At 58.2% G+C, this 15003-nt stretch carries 13 protein-coding genes; 7 read left to right on the top strand and 6 right to left on the bottom strand.

What is annotated here, in order from left to right; all coding sequences use genetic code 11:
- Positions 1–6 precede the first annotated feature (6 nt).
- On the top strand, positions 7–1233 hold the full coding sequence (locus HMPREF3169_RS06445) for a DUF6882 domain-containing protein (RefSeq protein WP_070455987.1): 1227 nt from the start codon (positions 7–9) through the stop codon (positions 1231–1233).
- 17 nt (positions 1234–1250) lie between these two features.
- Here the strand turns inward: HMPREF3169_RS06445 and HMPREF3169_RS06440 are convergent, their stop codons facing one another.
- Positions 1251–2303 (bottom strand): 3-hydroxyisobutyryl-CoA hydrolase, encoded by a 1053-nt coding sequence (locus HMPREF3169_RS06440; protein WP_070455986.1) that lies wholly within the window; start codon positions 2301–2303, stop codon positions 1251–1253.
- 56 nt (positions 2304–2359) lie between these two features.
- On the opposite strand from HMPREF3169_RS06440, the gene HMPREF3169_RS06435 reads away from it, so the two are divergent.
- From HMPREF3169_RS06435 to HMPREF3169_RS06425, 3 genes are all read left to right on the top strand, one after another.
- Entirely contained in the window at positions 2360–3184 is an 825-nt protein-coding gene (locus HMPREF3169_RS06435) for an HAD family hydrolase (RefSeq protein ID WP_239240829.1), read from the top strand.
- Between the two features lie 185 nt (positions 3185–3369).
- Positions 3370–6891: an acyltransferase family protein gene (locus tag HMPREF3169_RS13390; RefSeq protein ID WP_246815610.1), complete on the top strand. Its 3522-nt coding sequence runs from the start codon at positions 3370–3372 to the stop codon at positions 6889–6891.
- Positions 6892–7073: 182 nt separating this feature from the next.
- Complete coding sequence (locus HMPREF3169_RS06425) at positions 7074–7745, top strand: DUF1648 domain-containing protein (RefSeq protein WP_070455985.1); 672 nt, start codon at positions 7074–7076, stop codon at positions 7743–7745.
- An 83-nt stretch (positions 7746–7828) separates the two neighbouring features.
- On the opposite strand, the gene HMPREF3169_RS06420 is transcribed toward HMPREF3169_RS06425, so the two are convergent.
- Positions 7829–8155 carry a putative quinol monooxygenase gene (locus HMPREF3169_RS06420; protein ID WP_062041496.1) on the bottom strand — a complete coding sequence of 109 codons (327 nt, stop codon included), beginning with the start codon at positions 8153–8155 and terminating at the stop codon, positions 7829–7831.
- 167 nt (positions 8156–8322) lie between these two features.
- Between HMPREF3169_RS06420 and HMPREF3169_RS06415 the strand changes: the two genes are divergently transcribed.
- Entirely contained in the window at positions 8323–8757 is a 435-nt protein-coding gene (locus HMPREF3169_RS06415; RefSeq protein ID WP_070455984.1) for a hypothetical protein, read from the top strand.
- Entirely contained in the window at positions 8754–9170 is a 417-nt protein-coding gene (locus HMPREF3169_RS06410; RefSeq protein ID WP_070455983.1) for a hypothetical protein, read from the top strand. The genes HMPREF3169_RS06415 and HMPREF3169_RS06410 overlap by 4 nt, the downstream gene beginning before the upstream one ends.
- On the opposite strand, the gene HMPREF3169_RS06405 is transcribed toward HMPREF3169_RS06410, so the two are convergent.
- Positions 9163–9744, bottom strand: a complete 582-nt coding sequence (locus HMPREF3169_RS06405) for a hypothetical protein (protein WP_070455982.1) — start codon at positions 9742–9744, stop codon at positions 9163–9165. The two genes, HMPREF3169_RS06410 and HMPREF3169_RS06405, sit on opposite strands and share 8 nt — an antisense overlap.
- Before the next feature lie 90 nt (positions 9745–9834).
- Positions 9835–11685 carry an ABC-F family ATP-binding cassette domain-containing protein gene (locus HMPREF3169_RS06400; protein ID WP_070455981.1) on the bottom strand — a complete coding sequence of 617 codons (1851 nt, stop codon included), beginning with the start codon at positions 11683–11685 and terminating at the stop codon, positions 9835–9837.
- Between the two features lie 94 nt (positions 11686–11779).
- On the opposite strand from HMPREF3169_RS06400, the gene HMPREF3169_RS06395 reads away from it, so the two are divergent.
- The gene (locus HMPREF3169_RS06395) at positions 11780–13108 is read left to right on the top strand and encodes an NHL repeat-containing protein (protein ID WP_061921349.1); all 1329 of its coding nucleotides are present in this window, start codon (positions 11780–11782) and stop codon (positions 13106–13108) included.
- Positions 13109–13170: 62 nt separating this feature from the next.
- Here the strand turns inward: HMPREF3169_RS06395 and HMPREF3169_RS06390 are convergent, their stop codons facing one another.
- Both HMPREF3169_RS06390 and rsmA read right to left on the bottom strand, forming a co-directional pair.
- A complete protein-coding gene (locus HMPREF3169_RS06390) occupies positions 13171–14124 on the bottom strand; it encodes a 4-(cytidine 5'-diphospho)-2-C-methyl-D-erythritol kinase (RefSeq protein ID WP_082778571.1) in 954 nt (317 codons plus the stop codon).
- Complete coding sequence (rsmA, locus tag HMPREF3169_RS06385; RefSeq protein ID WP_061921344.1) at positions 14118–14975, bottom strand: 16S rRNA (adenine(1518)-N(6)/adenine(1519)-N(6))-dimethyltransferase RsmA; 858 nt, start codon at positions 14973–14975, stop codon at positions 14118–14120. Before rsmA ends, HMPREF3169_RS06390 begins: the two co-directional genes overlap by 7 nt.
- Positions 14976–15003: the final 28 nt, after the last annotated feature.

Raw genomic sequence — 15003 nt, 5'->3', positions numbered from 1 at the left:
CGCCCCATGCCATTGCCGCCGTTGCCACTGCCTAAAAATCTGGAAGAAATTTACTCCGCCGGTGCCTTCGTGCAAGCAGGTATCGATGCGGAATTTACAAAGCAGCTGGGCGAGGTTGAAGCGATGGAGTTCAACTTCCAGCCTTCCCCGAGCGCTGATGGGACTACCGAATTGGACCAAAAGGTCCAGGTTCGCTTCAACACTGCGCAGGGAATACGCGATTTTCCAGGCATGCGCCTTGCCACCATCAAGGATGGCATTCTCACCTGGTGCGCGGAAGGTGCGCGTCAAGCGCCCATCGCGGAGTTCCACGAACCGCAACCTTTCGAGTACTCACTGCTTAATATCGCGCGCTTCCTCGTGGGCAACGCCCCGGTCGCCCGGGTACCGCAGGGCGATCACGAGGCAGTGGTGGCCATTGCGTTCAACAGTCTTCCGCACGATACGGCCAGCACTATCTCCTTAGGACTTGAGCGTTTCAGCGGCGGCATCGACGAGCGCTTGGCCTTGCTGAACCTCGCGCAAGCGCGCCGGCTCGAAGCTGATTCCGCGCCGGGTAACGCCAAGGGCGGCGCCACAGCGGAGACAATCACGCTCAGCGATGGCACCAGCGTGCATTTGAGCGCCAAGGATGCACCGGGTGGCCAGCGCATCGTTGGCATCCGCAAGGCCCATTCGGGTGTACTGCCAGAGCACGTGCTTGCCGACGCCCATTTCACCGCCGTTGAGCACCAGTTCTACCTGGAGTCGCGCTTTCCTGATGCCGCCGTGCAGTTTGATGCCGCAACGGCCACCGCGATGCTTTCTACCTCGACCGGTTCGACGCCCGTCGATGCTCATCTCATCGCAACGGTCGACTCCGATGAGTTCACGTGGGCGTGGGCTGATCCGGACTATGCGGGCACGCATTCTGCACGCGCTTCCTTCAACTTGCAACGCTTCGGGCGCGATAACTGCGTCCCAGATCTTGTCCGGCCTTGCCTACCAATGGAGTGGGCGAAGGACGCTTTTCTTCCGCAGATTGCGATGCCCATCCTCGGCGCATGGACTTTGCTGACCGTACCGCTGGGTGAAAAGACCGGTATCCTCCTAGCGAGCTCGCCTACGCTGACGTTACCTGCCCCTACTCTGGAGGTTGCCGAGGCAGTGCTGGCTGTCGACCTTCCTGCAGGCTGCGACGCCGAACGCGCCCGTGCCGCTTACGCCGCTAACCGCGGCGTCGCCAGTTGGTAAAGCATTCGTGCCAGCATTTAGGCGTTGGCGATAACCTCGCGGAATTCGGCGGCCTCTCCCGCTGCGGGGAACGCAGCATCATGAGTTTTATCTACTAGGACCGCACGCACACCTTCGACAAAATCTGGCCGGCGCAACATGTGCTTGCCCAAAGCCAGCTCCATGCGCAGGGCCTCACGGACATCTTTCGCTTTGGCTTCCGCAGCGAAAAGTTCAGTAGCCGCAACCAAAGATGAAGGGCTAGCCTTTTCAGTAAGTTTTGCAAAGTCCTCTGCCAGCTGCGTATGGGCCGGAAGCGCTTGCTTGATTTCGGCCCATGTATCCAAGGCAAAGACTTCATCGATGTCATCAATGAGCTCTGCTAGCTCAGGTTTACCTTCCGGTTTAATCGCGTGCTTTTCTGCAGCGGCATCGACGCCTTCGGCAATAACATCATCGATGAATGCTTGGGGGCTTTCGATGACGTGCGTCGCCAAGCCAGCCCAGAGCATATCTGCGGCATACATGCGGTAGCCGCTAAGCCCCCAAAACTCTGCCAGTGCGGGATCGGATTTTCCACGCGTGCCAATCATGCGTTGGGCCATGTAGGCGACACCGACGTCAGTGATATAGCCAATTGCCATCTCTGGCATCGAAGCAAATGCTTTGTCGGTGACGATTCGGTGCGAACCGTGGGCGGAAATTCCTAGTCCGCCTCCCATGACGACGCCGTCGATAACGGAGATATAGGGCTTGGGATACTCGGCGATATCACCGTTCAGTTTGTACTCTTTTTCAAAGAATTCATCCACTTGTCCCCAACGTTCCTCCAAGACTCCGTCGCGGGCGGCACGTACGTCACCACCAGCACAAAAGGCCTTGGGGTTTCGCGAGTGAACCAGCACTTGTTGGACATTTTCGTCTTCGCGCCACTGGGAAAGAGCTTGGCGAATAATGTCAAGCATCTCAGGATTTAAACTATTGAGCGCGCGCGGCCGATCCAGCTCGATAACTCCGGTATGGTTGCGAACTGATACTTTCACTGGCTCGGCGTGAGAACTTGTTTCTACAGCATTGTTATTCTCAGACATGCCCTCCAGTGTGGCATATCACATTAGATACGGCTACCCCGATAAATCACAGATTGGTGGACGATTTGGCCCCGCAGCTCATTGCACTAGACATGGACGGCACTCTCTTAAACCCGGAGGGTCAACTTCCACATGACTTTGCGGAACTTAAGGCACTCGCTGCCGAAAATGAGTCCGTTCTAATCCCGGCGTCGGGCCGCCAGCTTGCCACCTTGCAGAAGATGTTCCCCGACTTTGACGCCTTCATTGCCGAAAACGGTGCGGTGGTCATGCGCGACAATGAGATCATTGCGTCCTTTCCCCTACCCCCTGAAGCTGTACGTCGCGTTCTAGCAGCATCGTCTGAGTTCCCTGCTGAGCACACGTTGGTTCTGTGCACCCCGGAGTGCGCTTTTATCAAGCGCGATATCCCAGAGCATGCGATTCAGGAAATCGCCAAGTATTACAGTGCGGTTAAGTGGGTGGAGTCCCTCGATGAGGTGCCGCTCGATAACGTCATTAAAATTGCGGCCTACTGTAAGGACGGCTCAGAGGCCAACCTCGCCCCTACGGTCCGCAAGGTCGTGCCGGAACACACCGTGGCCATCTCCGGCAAGGTCTGGCTCGATGTCATGGCAGACGGCGTCGACAAGGGCAAGGCTTTGACTGCTATGGCCAAGCTTAGCGACGTCGCGCTTTCCGAGACCGCCGCCTTCGGTGACTTCTTAAACGACTACGAGCTTTTGCGTGCCGCGGGCCTAGCGGTAGCAATGGAAAACGCGCATCCACAGTTGAAGGAGATCGCAGATATAATCGCCCCGTCCAATGCAGACAACGGTGTGTCCACGGTTCTGCGTAAACTGTTCGCGGAGTCTGCTACCAGCAATTTAGGCACAAGTTAGGTTGCCCAAATAAGGGTGAGTACTCCTCCCCATTTTTTAGGATTCATTTACCGACGCGGGCTAGAATAACCCAGTTGCTAGCCACTATTTCCCTGGAGAATGTTTTGAAACAGTTTTTGAGGTCCCTCCTCGGCCGACCAACGCAACAGCCTCAGGAGGCCCCGCAGAAACCGGTATATCAACCAGTGGCGGATAACAAGGATCACAACAACGATCCAAAGAAGGCAGATCCACAAATCAATGGTTCGCAGGACAAGTCTGCCAAGGCAAACTCCTCTAAGCCAGCACAGCAGAAGCAGTCCGAACAGAAGCAGCCTGAGCAAAAGAAGCCGACTTCTGCCCCTAAGAAGCCGGAGAACTCTAAGCCTGCCGCTGCCCCTAACAAGCCGGCCGCACAAAACAAGCCGGCCGCAGCATCGGGCAAGCCTGACACTTCCAATACCAAGCCAGGCAATACGGTACCGAAGCCAAGTGCACCAGCCCCTAAGCAAGGTTCTGCTGAATCTAAGCCGCAGCCAGATCCTCAGAAGAAGCAGACTGATTCCAAGGCTCCAGCAAAGCCAGCTCCGAAGAACACCAAGAATGCTCGTCTGGTCTACCCACCTCAGGAAAAGGGCGCTGCAAACAAGCCAGCATCAGCTTCCCAACAGAAGACCGAGGCAAAGCAATCTCCTGCCGCTCCCAAGGGCGTAGCGCCGAAGAACTCTACACCTAAGAATTCTGCAGATTCCGCAGCCTCCTCATCCAAGGATGCGAAGGCCAACAAGCCTGCTGCAGAAAAACCAAAGCAGTCTGCACAAAAGGCACAGCCGACGCAGCCCCCAAAGCAAGCTCCTCAGAAGTCTCAGCCTGCCCAGCAACTTAAGCCAAAGACTTCTCAAGCTCCTCAGCAGAAAACTGCCGCTGCGAAGCCTCAGCCCGCTCAACAGCAGAAGCCACAAACTGCGCAGCAACAGAAGCCGGCGCAAAAGCAGGCCAGCCAACCCCAAAAGACTCCTGCTCAAAAGCCGATAAGCCCGAAGTCTCTGCCTGCCAAGAATGTGCAGCCAGGCGCCAAGGCCCAGCCAAGCAATAAGCCTCAGCAGCCTGCACAGAAGTCTGCACAGCAAAAGCCCCAGCCACAGCCGCAGAACCAGAACCAGTCTGGTTCTGCTCAAAAGCAACAGCAGCAGGCTCAGCCAGCTCCGAAGGCTTCTGTTCAGAAGCCAGTTCAGTCGAAGCCGTCAGCACCGCAGGCTAAGTCTGCTGAGAAGCCAGCCGAAAAGCCTAAGCCTGCTGCTAAGTCTGCACCACAGACCGAGCAGAAGTCGGGCAAGAAGCCGCAGCCGTCTCAGCCGAAGAAGAACGCTGACCGCGCTGGCGGTGCTGGTCGCGCTGCTGGCGCTGCTGCAGCGGCAGGCGCAGCTGGTGCTGCAGGCACGGCAGGTGCTTCCGCAGCAAAGTCTCCGTCGGCGAAGACACCAGCGGCCGATCAGGAAATCAAGCGTGCACTCGCACGCCGTTCCCAGCCGGTTGGTACGCCTACCCCAAAGCAGATGAAGCCACCGAAGCCTTCCCGCGAGGCACGTAAGAATCCTGAGCAGCACGATGGTACCGGCAAGGCAGCCTCTGCTGGTGCTGTGGCTGGTGCGGCAGCAGGCGCGGCTAGTGCTTCCACGGCGTCGGCAAGCGAGGCTCCAAAGAAGACCTCCTACGTGCAGCCGCCGCAGAAAGCATCGCAGCCAAAGCAAGACTCCAAACCGGCAAAGCCGGTGATGGTGGACCGCTTCCCGCACGAACCGGAAGCGTTGAAGACCCCGCACGATAGCAAGGAAGTAAAGCGCACTAAGCGCGCACGCCTGCGCCAGGTTAAGGGCCTTGACGGCCTGCGCGGCTTAGCCGTTCTTGCTGTGGTTATCTACCACTTTTTCGGCGACGTGCTGCCTGGTGGTTACCTTGGCGTGGACATGTTCTTCGTGCTCTCCGGCTTCCTCATCACCTCCCTGCTGGTGCGTGAGTTCCGTGTGAGCGGTCGAATCAGCCTGAAGGACTTCTGGGTACGTCGATTCCGCCGCATCCTGCCCGCAGCGCTGACCGTTTTGATTATCTGTACTGCCATCGTGGCCCTCATCAGCGGCGATATCGCAGTCGGTATCCGTGAGCAGTTCCTGGGCACGTTCTTCTTCGTCAACAACTGGACGCAGATTGCCACCTCCCAGTCCTACTTCGCGGACAATGAGATCCAGGTCTTTGCCCACTACTGGTCCTTGGCCGTAGAAGAGCAGTTCTACGTCATCTGGCCGCTGCTTATCTTTGGTGTCTTTGCCATCTCCCGCCGTCAGCCGCGCCGTCTGCCAATCGCAATCTCGCTGCTGCTGGCTATCGCCTCCGGCGTAGCAATGTGGCTGATTTACACCCCGGGCCAAGACCCAACCCGCGTGTACTACGGCACCGATACCCACGCCTTCGGCCTGCTCATCGGTGCTATTCTGTCCCTGATTGTTACCAGCACCAAGTCCCACCCGAAGGCAGATTCTTGGCCAAGCCCTGGTAAGTCTGAACAGGTAATGGCCGGCGTCATCGGCACCTTCGCCTTGGCCGGCTACATCGCGCAGCTGTTCCTCATGCCGGACGATGCTGAGTTCACCTACCGCGGCGGCCTCATCCTCACCAGCGTTCTCGGCGCACTGATGATCTGGGGCGTTATCCGTGAGTTCGGTCCGCTCAAGTGGATCTTCAGCACCGCCGTCATGCGTTGGCTCGGCCAACGCTCCTTCTCGCTGTACCTGTGGCACTGGCCGGTCGTGATGATTTTGCGCGCGATTTTCGACGGAAACCACTCCTCCGACAAGCCGTGGATTCTGGGCCTTGTCGCGGTACCGATCTCTTTCTTGCTGGCAGAGCTTTCCTACCAGTTCGTGGAGAATCCTTTCCGCCGCGGCGGTTACAAGAAGACGTGGACTGGCTACTGGGCGGCCCGCCCATCCATGTCCGAGATGAAGGACGGATTTGCCAAGGCCTTTTGGCCGCTCGTGCCGTTGATCGTCGTCGCTTCCCTAGTGGGCGTGGGCTATGCGCTGGCGACCTCCAGCGATAAGTCTGAGCTGGAGCAGCAGCTCGAGCAACTGCAGAAGCAGAATAAGTCCACGCAAAACGGCGGCCCAGCGCCTGCTGCCGCACCAAGCACGCAGACGGAAAAGACGCGTCGCCCGATGCCAACCGGCAATGAAATTACCGCCATCGGTGACTCGGTGATGTTGGCTGCCTCCGAGGCACTGCAGCAGCGCTACCCAGGCATCTACATCGACGCTGAGGTCTCCCGCCACTACAGCGCTGCCCCACCAATCATCGAGCAGCTGAAGGCAGCCGGCGACCTGCGCTCCACGGTCTTCCTTGGCTTCGGCACCAATGGCCCGGCATTCCCCGACCAGATTCAGGAAGTCGTTGACCTCATCGGCCCAGACCACACCATCGTGATGGCCGTTCCTTACGGCGACCGCGAATGGATGGCACAGTCTCAAAGCGACGTCATCGACGCTGCGAAAAAGTACGACAACGTCTACCTCGCTGACTGGTGCACCCACGCACAGAACAACCCGAACTTGCTCTATTCCGACGGCATTCACCCGCTTCCGGAAGGCGCCTCGGAATACGCCCTGGCGTTCCACTACGCCTTGTTGCAGTACTCCAACTACGACAAGAACTTGGATTCCAAGTGCCAGATCTAGTAGTTCTTTAGCCAAAGCTCCTAGAACGCAAAAGGCGGACGGTCCCTTACAACGGACTGTCCGCCTTTTCGTTTGTCTAACGCTTGAGCCGATATCTTCGTTATCATGTTTTTGGATTTATGTAGGAAACTGAACACACGAGGCACTTCCTGTTGACAGCTCTACGCAAGGAATGGATTTGGTTGGCCGCCACGGCAGCGCTTGCGCTAGTCGCCGCAATAGTTGTAATTCTCGGCTGGGACAGCCTCCCAGACCCGCTACCCAAGCATTTCAATGGTCGAGGCGAACCTGATGCATGGATGCCAAAGACCTATCGAAATGCAATTGGTTTTGCGTTACTTGTACCTCTCGTTCTCACGATTACATCAGCAGTAACTATCGGAATAACGCAACAAAGCACCAAGACAACCACAAGCAGCTATTCGCAGGCTTCTGCGGTTGATATCGAGCGTAGCCGTGCTCACTCCGCTGCTATCCTTCCCACGTTAAGCTTTTGGTTCTTCGCCCTAACGGCGATCTGCACGGCGTTCGCGCTCACTGGAATCTTTCTCAGCGGCCCTAGACCGCTAATTTTCCCCTGCTTAGTCGTTGCCATCCTTGTGGTTTGCGTCTGGCTCGTGTTCAGGTTGAATAGCATAAATAAAAAGCTGGATGAACAATTTCCTGACTCCTCTACAGCGGGCAAGCTTCGTTACGGATTGTTCTACTACGACCCCACAGATACCCGCGCGATGGTGCCCCTTCCCAGCGGTTCTTCCCAATTCAACTTTGGGCAGAAAAATGCCTGGTTTATCCTCGCTGGGCTCTTAGTACCTCCGGCCCTATTGATTATCCTTCTTAACGTCGCGGCCTAAATTGCCCAAATAAAAAATCCGCCTTCCTGCGCTGCGTGGTTGTATACACGGTGCAGGGAGGCGGAATGCTTTAAGCAAGTGCCTTAGGACTCGACCTTGTACTCGGCCATGCGGTCCCACTCTGTCTTACCGTCGATGTGGACGTTGATGATTTCTGGGGTCTCAAGCAGGTACTTCGGGAACTCCTCGCAGGAGCGCTTGAAGTGCTCGCCCTCGACGTGCTCGACGTCCTTGCCATCAGCATAAGCCTCAACGAGGAGGAAGCGCTGACGGTCCTCCGGATCACGGTACCAATCAAAGTTCAGGCAACCCGGCTCCGCATTACAAGCCTGGGTGTACCAGTCGATCTCGTCGAGGAAGGTTTCTGCGTATTCAGGCTTTACGTGGAATTTTACGTTAATCAAAATCATGAGCCCCATCGTACGTATGTGTATTTTCGTCCGCCACGATGCAGCACAAAAGCATGGTTCGGGCAGATTTTGACAGCGAAAGCCGGCACCACCCGGAACGCTTTCAGCCAGATGAGCCGATTAATATATTGTGTAGGAAGCCTCTTTAGAAAGGCTCCTATCCTCCTGTGACTACGCAAATCTCTTTGGACGAAGGCCGCGCGCTGTGGCGTCGGAGGCTTCGCCGATGGATTGCACTCGCGGTTTTTATCGTTGTCTGTGGGGTCGTTTTGGGTATCAGTACGATTCTGCTCAAAGAAGCAGCCCGCAACTGGGCCGATTACCACGCCGCCCGCCCATTGTGCGAGCGCGAGGTGCTAAAGCAGGCAAAGATTCCGGAGCGCGCCACGTTCCTTACTGAGACCATCCCTGAGACCGATTCAAAGATCAGCGCACCCATGCGCGTTTACACCGCCCACGGTGATGTCATCTTCATCAACGATGAGGGCGTTGAGGATGAAGGCACCTATGATTGCTTGGTGAGTTTCCGTACCCATAGCTTTGTCACGAGCCGCGCCGAAGTCTCTGGCATTGTCCCCGCTGCCCTAGTGGAGGCTTCATGAGTTCGCTGGCGAAGGAACTAAGCGCTAGGCGACGCCGTCAAAAACTCGGCGTCGCTCTTCTTGTGGTGGGAGCAGTCGCGGTGACTGCGTTGTCGTTGACCCGCTCAATTTCGAAGTACTACGGATGGATAAATATCAACCGTGCGGCCCAAGTCTGTGAGGCCACTGTTCAAGACCTTGCCGCCCGCCCCGAGACGGTGAACTTCCCCGACGCACCCGGCATGGTCACCGACCGTATCTTGAGGGACGGAATCGTCCACTATGCGGGAACCGGAAGCGTGACTATGGAGGACGCAGCCGGTACCCGAAACGTGGGTTTCTTTAGCTGCTCTGTAGATCTGCGCGCGAGCACCAACTTTGTTGATTCCAGCGCGACGCTGGCAGGCATTGAGCCAGCCGCATTAGCTAGTTGAAAAAGTACTCGGCGAGGTAAACAAAGTTGCCATCGAAGCTGGTGGCTACGCCGAAGTGCTTGCCTGGTGCCGGGGTAACCGGAACGTCACGGTTGAGCCAGTTGAGGCGGTCGTGAGCTTCCTGAATGGTCAGACGGTAGACGTTGCCGCTGCCTTCGTTCAAGTGAGTGCGGCCGTCACCGACGTTGCTGCGGTAGGTAAGAGCACCAGCCGCGCCCTGGTCAGCCCATTCCTGAGCGATGTTGCGAGCGTTCCGATCCTCAACGTGGCCCTGCTTGCGCAGGTGCTCAGTGGTGGCGCCGACGAGGTGGTGAGCTACCTCCGGAGCTGGCTGCTTGATAAACGGCGGAAGCTGGATGTTGTACTGCTTTGCAAGGTCATAAGCCTGCGGTGGCAGTTCGACCTGTGGGACGCCAGCTGGAATGAACTGGGAGCTGCCAGCGGTGACATCTGTCGGGATACCCACAGGAATCTGGGAAGAGAAATCCGGAAGCTGAGCTTGTGCAGGAGCCAAGCTGCCGGCTGCGAGAGTAAGGGCAATGGAAACGGGGAGAATACGGCGCGTCAGTTTCATATCCTCCACCGTGCCACACCCTGGGGCTTGCTGAATAGTATTAGGCAGTGCTGAAAGCAAGATCGCAATAGCATTGTTATCTACACATTCTTAGCCTTCGAGCTTCTCGCCAAGCTCTAGCCACTCCATCTCGAGCTCCTCGCGCTGAGAGGTTACTTCCTTCAGCTTGCTGTCTAACTCGGTTAGCTTCGCGGTGTCGATGTCGCCCGCGCCTGCCACCTCGGCCATCTCGGCGTTGAGCTTGGTGGATTGCTCGTCGAGCTTGCCCATTTTGCGCTCCAAGGCATTCATCTTCTTGGTCAGCTCGCGTTCCTCTTGGGAGGACAGGCGCTTGGTAGATTCCTTCTTGGCGTTTCCTGCGCCATTGCCGCTGCCGTCGGGAGCAGAATCCTGTTTCGCGCTTTCGCCGAGGTTGACCACGCCTGCGGGCTGAGCCGCGTCGAGGGCGGCGCGGCGGCGCAGGTATTCGTCAATGCCGCCTGGCAAGTTGGTGAGTTTTCCGTCGCCAAAAAGCGCATACGTATTATCCGCAATGCGCTCAATGAGGTAGCGGTCGTGTGAGATGACCACCATCGTGCCCGGCCAAGAATCGAGCAAGGACTCCAGTTCCTGGAGAGTGTCGATGTCGAGGTCGTTAGTTGGCTCGTCGAGCAGCAGCACGTTTGGTTCTGCCATCAACACGCGCGTTAGCTGGAGGCGGCGACGCTCACCACCGGACAAGTCCCCCACCGGGGTGCGCTGGCGCTTAGCGGAAAAGCCCAGGCGTTCTGCAAGCTGCGAGGCAGACAATTCTTTCTTGCCCAGTTGGACGTAGGTGGCCACGTCCTCCACGGCGTCGATTAGCCGGCGCTGCGGATCAAGATCATCGAGTTCCTGGCGCAGCCAGCCCAGACGTACCGTCTGCCCCTCAATGCGCTTGCCCGCGGCGAGTGGATGTTCGCCAGCCAGGGCGCGCAGCAGCGTGGTCTTGCCTGAACCGTTCACGCCGACCAGACCGATGCGCTCACCCGGGGCCAAGCGCCACGTGAGGTGGTCAACGAGTTCGCGGCCATCCGGCGTCGCAATCGTGGCATCCTCAAGTTCAATGACCACGCGACCTTGGCGCTGCTTGGAAAAGGCCATGAGCTCAACCTTGTTGCGCGGTGCTGGGACATCAGCGATAAGTGCCTCTGCCGCTTCCACGCGGTAGCGCGGCTTCGAGGTACGCGCCGGCGCACCGCGGCGCAGCCATGCTAGCTCCTTACGTGCCAGGTTCTGGCGGCGCTGCTCTATCGCATCGGCCTGACGGGCACGCTCGGCGCGGGCATAAATCCAGTCGTTGTATCCGCCCTCATAAGGATCGACCACGCCGTCGTGCACCTCCCACGTGGTGGTTGCCACGGTATCGAGGAACCAGCGGTCGTGGGTGACTACGACCGCTGCGAGCTTGCGCGCCAGGAGATGCTGTGCCAGCCACTGCACTCCTTCCACGTCCAGGTGGTTGGTCGGTTCGTCGAGCACGATCAAGTCAAGCTCCTGGACCAATGCAGCGGCCAGGTTAACGCGGCGGCGCTCGCCACCAGACAGAGAACCCACTGGCGTATCTAGGCCCAGTTCCACGATTCCGAGGCCGCCCAAAACGTCGCGCACCTTGGCATTCGAGGCCCATTCGAAGGTCTCGAGGCCGAGCGGTTCGATGATGACCTGGGCGATAGTCAGGGCGTAATCAAGCTCAAAGCGCTGGGTCACCACGGCCATGCGCAGGTCAGAATTGTGGGACACACGCCCCTCGTCCGGCGGCTCGATACCGGTGAGCACCTCCAGCAGCGTGGTCTTGCCGCCGCCATTCACGCCAACGATTCCGATGCGGTCCCTGCTTTGAACACCCAACGACACCCCGTTGAGCAGCGTCTGCAGACCGAAAGATTTGGAAACTTTTTCCAGGTTAATAAGGTTCGCCATAACGTTTAACCATCTTAGTGCCTAGCGCGCAGTTACCCCCCTCACCACCTCAGACTATTGCAAATGAAAATTACTCTAAATAGTCTAAACGGGTATGAAGAAATCTGCGCTATCTATCCTTGCCGCTGTCTCCGCAACAACACTCCTTGTCACTTCCTGCTCCAAGCCCGCTGATGAGCAGGCCCCGGCCAACGATGCCGCGACTGAGTCGCACGAACACGAGGGCCACGATCACGAGGGCCACGATCACGAGCACGATCATGAAGGCCACCATCATGAACACGATGGAATGGAGGCCGGCGAGGGCGAGACCGAAGTTGCTCAGTTACCCAATCGCGTGGTCATCTCCCACGAAGGCGGCTTGAAGACCTACGACGCCAAAACCGGCAAGGTCATCGAGGAAGAGGAAATTCCTGCATTCCTGCGCCTGTCCAACGCTGGCGATAACCGCCACGTCATGGTCACCAAAGGCGATAAGTTCCTTAGCTTCGACTCCGGCCTCATCACCAAGCCGCACGGCGATCACAACCACTACTACACCGCCGAGCCTAAGCTTTCCGACGCCGAGATCGAGGCGCCGCACGCCGGCCATGTGGTCCACCACGACGGCTTCACCGCTCTCTTCTCTGACGGCGAAGGCACCGCACAGGTCTTCCCAACCGACCAGGCTGGCGACCCGAAAGACGTCAAGACCTTCGAATCCGGCGCAGCACATCACGGTGTTGCCGTTCCGCTCAAGGACGGCTCCGTCGTCATGACCAAGGGCACCGAGGACGAGCGCCACACCATCCAGCATCTATCCAAAGACGGCAAGGTCCTGACCGAGACCACCAAGTGCCCAGGCGTTCACGGTGAGGCTACCGCCGGAAACGGCAAGCTCTTCTTCGGCTGCGAGGACGGCCCAGTTGTCTTCGACGGCAAGGAGTTCCACAAGATCGACGTTTCCGCCTACGCGGGCAAAGACGGCTACCAGCGCTCCGGCAACTCCGCCGGCTCTGAGGAATCCGACGTCATCTTGGCTGACAACAAGACCGAAAAGGACGCCGAGTTCGAGCGCCCAACCTCTGTCTCCCTCATCAACACCAAGGACTACTCCGCCAAAAAGGTTGACCTCGGTTCCTCCTACTGGTTCCGTTCCCTGGCCCGCGGCCCGCTAGGAGAGGCCCTCGTGCTGACTTACGACGGCAAGCTCAACGTCATCGACCCAGAGACCGGCGAGATTACCAAGAAGATCGACGCCATCTCCGAGTGGCGCGAGAACGAAGAATGGCAGCTGCCTGGACCGATCCTCAAGGCGGAAGACGGCTACGCATTCGTCACCGATGCCAACAAGAAGGAACTCGTTGTCATCGACCTCTTCGAGGGCAAGGAAGTAAACCGCTTCAAGCTGGACATCAAGCCAACCGAGATGGCTGTGCTCTAGATAAACAAAAGCTGCAGTGAGGGGACTTTGCCCTACTGCAGCTTTTACTTTTTAATAACACCCTAAATTACTTCGATTCCTGGTGCCGGCGAGGTGGTCACAATGCCACGGGTGCCCTTGTTATCGAACATCACTTGGGCCACGACTTCACCAGCGGTCTCCTCGTCCTCGCACAGGAAGGCACAGGTAGGACCAGAGCCAGAGACGATTCCAGTCAGTGCACCGGCGGCCATTCCAGTGTCCAGAATCTTGCGTAGGTCTGGGCGCAAAGAAAGAGTTGCCGCTTGCAGGTCATTGCGCAGCACCTTTGCGAGAGCCTCGGGACGCCCGCTCATCAGCGCCTGCGCCACCGCAGAAGTGTCCATGGTGGGGTGGCTGCCCTTCCCCGCTGCGCGAAGCTCATCAATCTTGGCAAAGACGGCCGGAGTGGACAGCCCTTCCGCATTGGTAATGATGGCCCACGTATACGTTCCGCGGCTAAGCATCGGCGCCAACTTCTCGCCGCGACCCGTGCCCAACGCCGTGCCGCCGATTAGCGTGAAGGGCACATCAGAGCCTAGGCGCGCTGCCAGTGTTAGAAGTTCTTCTTCACTTACAGCGCCGAAGTCAGCAAATGCGTGAGCGGCCAGGCGCAATGCCGCGGCCGCATCCGCAGAACCGCCCGCCATGCCGCCGGCGGCGGGAATCCCCTTTTCTAGCTGCAACCTGACCTTGGGCAAGGCAAGCTCGCGCTCGCCGCGTACTGCATCCGCTACCGCTTCGACGGCTCGCCATGCTAAATTCTTGTCATTTTCCGGCACGCCTGCGGCATAGGTACCGCTCGCGCGCAGTTCCTGCACGACTGGGCCCGTGGTCATCGCTGCAGGAGTGCTATCCTCAAGCGTTTCGAGGCTAACCACATCAGAAATATTCAGCGATTGAAAGACGGTGGCGAGTTCATGGAAGCCGTCGGGACGCGCTGCCTCGACTCCTAAGTGCAGGTTGACCTTCGCATGGGCGCGAGCACGAATTAACAATTCACACCTGCCAATCGGACAAAGTCTTCGGTGGCCAGCTTCTCACCACGCTGGCGCGGGTCGATGCCGGCTGCCACTAGAGCCTCTTCCGCGGCAGGGCCGCCGCCGAAGTGACCAGAGAGTGCCGCGCGCAGGGTCTTGCGGCGCTGTGCAAAGGCGGCGTCGACAAGTGGGAAAACCGCCTTGCGCGTCTCATCGTTGATAGGCCACGGCGCATTCTCGAAGCAGTCGATGCGCACTAGGCCAGACTCGATGTTCGGCGCCGGCCAAAAGACGTTCTTGCCGATGGTTCCGGCCTGCCGGACGTTGCCGTAGAAGGAAGCCTTCACCGAAGGAACGCCATAGACCTTGCTGCCAGGCTTGGCGGCGAGACGCTCTGCCACCTCAAGCTGAACCATGACGAGTACGCGGCGGATGGAGGGATAAAGTTCCAGAATGTGCAAAAGAACCGGCACCGCGACGTTGTACGGCAGATTTGCCACCAGCGCAGTCGGCTCGCCCAACTCGCCTGCCGTAATACGCAGCGCATCTTTTTCCACGAGCCGCAGGTTGCCTGCTTGCTCCGGTGCGCGCTGCGCGATGGTATCCGGCAACTGCGCTGCAAGGCGTGGATCAATTTCTATCGCCGTAAGGTCATCGACTGCCTCAAGCAGGCCCAAAGTCAGAGATCCTAGGCCGGGACCTACCTCAACGACGCGGTCTTCCCGCTGCAACTGCGCCGCACTAACGATGCGGCGGATGGTGTTGGGATCGTGCAGGAAGTTCTGTCCCAGCTTCTTCGTCGGGGTCACGTCCAGCTTCTCGGCCAATTGGCGGATTTCCACGGGCCCGAGCAGTTTGGGTTCAGTCATGCAATTTAGAGTAGTCGAGGTTTTCCGG

Source organism: Corynebacterium sp. HMSC08C04, assembly GCF_001807495.1.
GTDB lineage: Bacteria > Actinomycetota > Actinomycetes > Mycobacteriales > Mycobacteriaceae > Corynebacterium > Corynebacterium simulans.
Note: the sequence above shows the minus strand (reverse complement) of the source record. Positions and strands in the feature narration are given on the sequence as shown.

Excerpts from the sequence above, each read along its gene's own strand:
- HMPREF3169_RS06395 (WP_061921349.1), top strand. The coding sequence starts at position 11,780 with ATGAAGAAATCTGCGCTATCTATCCTTGCCGCTGTCTCCGCAACAACA.
- HMPREF3169_RS06445 (WP_070455987.1), top strand. The coding sequence starts at position 7 with ATGCCATTGCCGCCGTTGCCACTGCCTAAAAATCTGGAAGAAATTTAC.
- HMPREF3169_RS06420 (WP_062041496.1), bottom strand. The coding sequence starts at position 8,155 with ATGATTTTGATTAACGTAAAATTCCACGTAAAGCCTGAATACGCAGAA.
- HMPREF3169_RS06410 (WP_070455983.1), top strand. The coding sequence starts at position 8,754 with ATGAGTTCGCTGGCGAAGGAACTAAGCGCTAGGCGACGCCGTCAAAAA.
- rsmA (WP_061921344.1), bottom strand. The coding sequence starts at position 14,975 with ATGACTGAACCCAAACTGCTCGGGCCCGTGGAAATCCGCCAATTGGCC.
- HMPREF3169_RS06405 (WP_070455982.1), bottom strand. The coding sequence starts at position 9,744 with ATGAAACTGACGCGCCGTATTCTCCCCGTTTCCATTGCCCTTACTCTC.
- HMPREF3169_RS06440 (WP_070455986.1), bottom strand. The coding sequence starts at position 2,303 with ATGTCTGAGAATAACAATGCTGTAGAAACAAGTTCTCACGCCGAGCCA.
- HMPREF3169_RS06400 (WP_070455981.1), bottom strand. The coding sequence starts at position 11,685 with ATGGCGAACCTTATTAACCTGGAAAAAGTTTCCAAATCTTTCGGTCTG.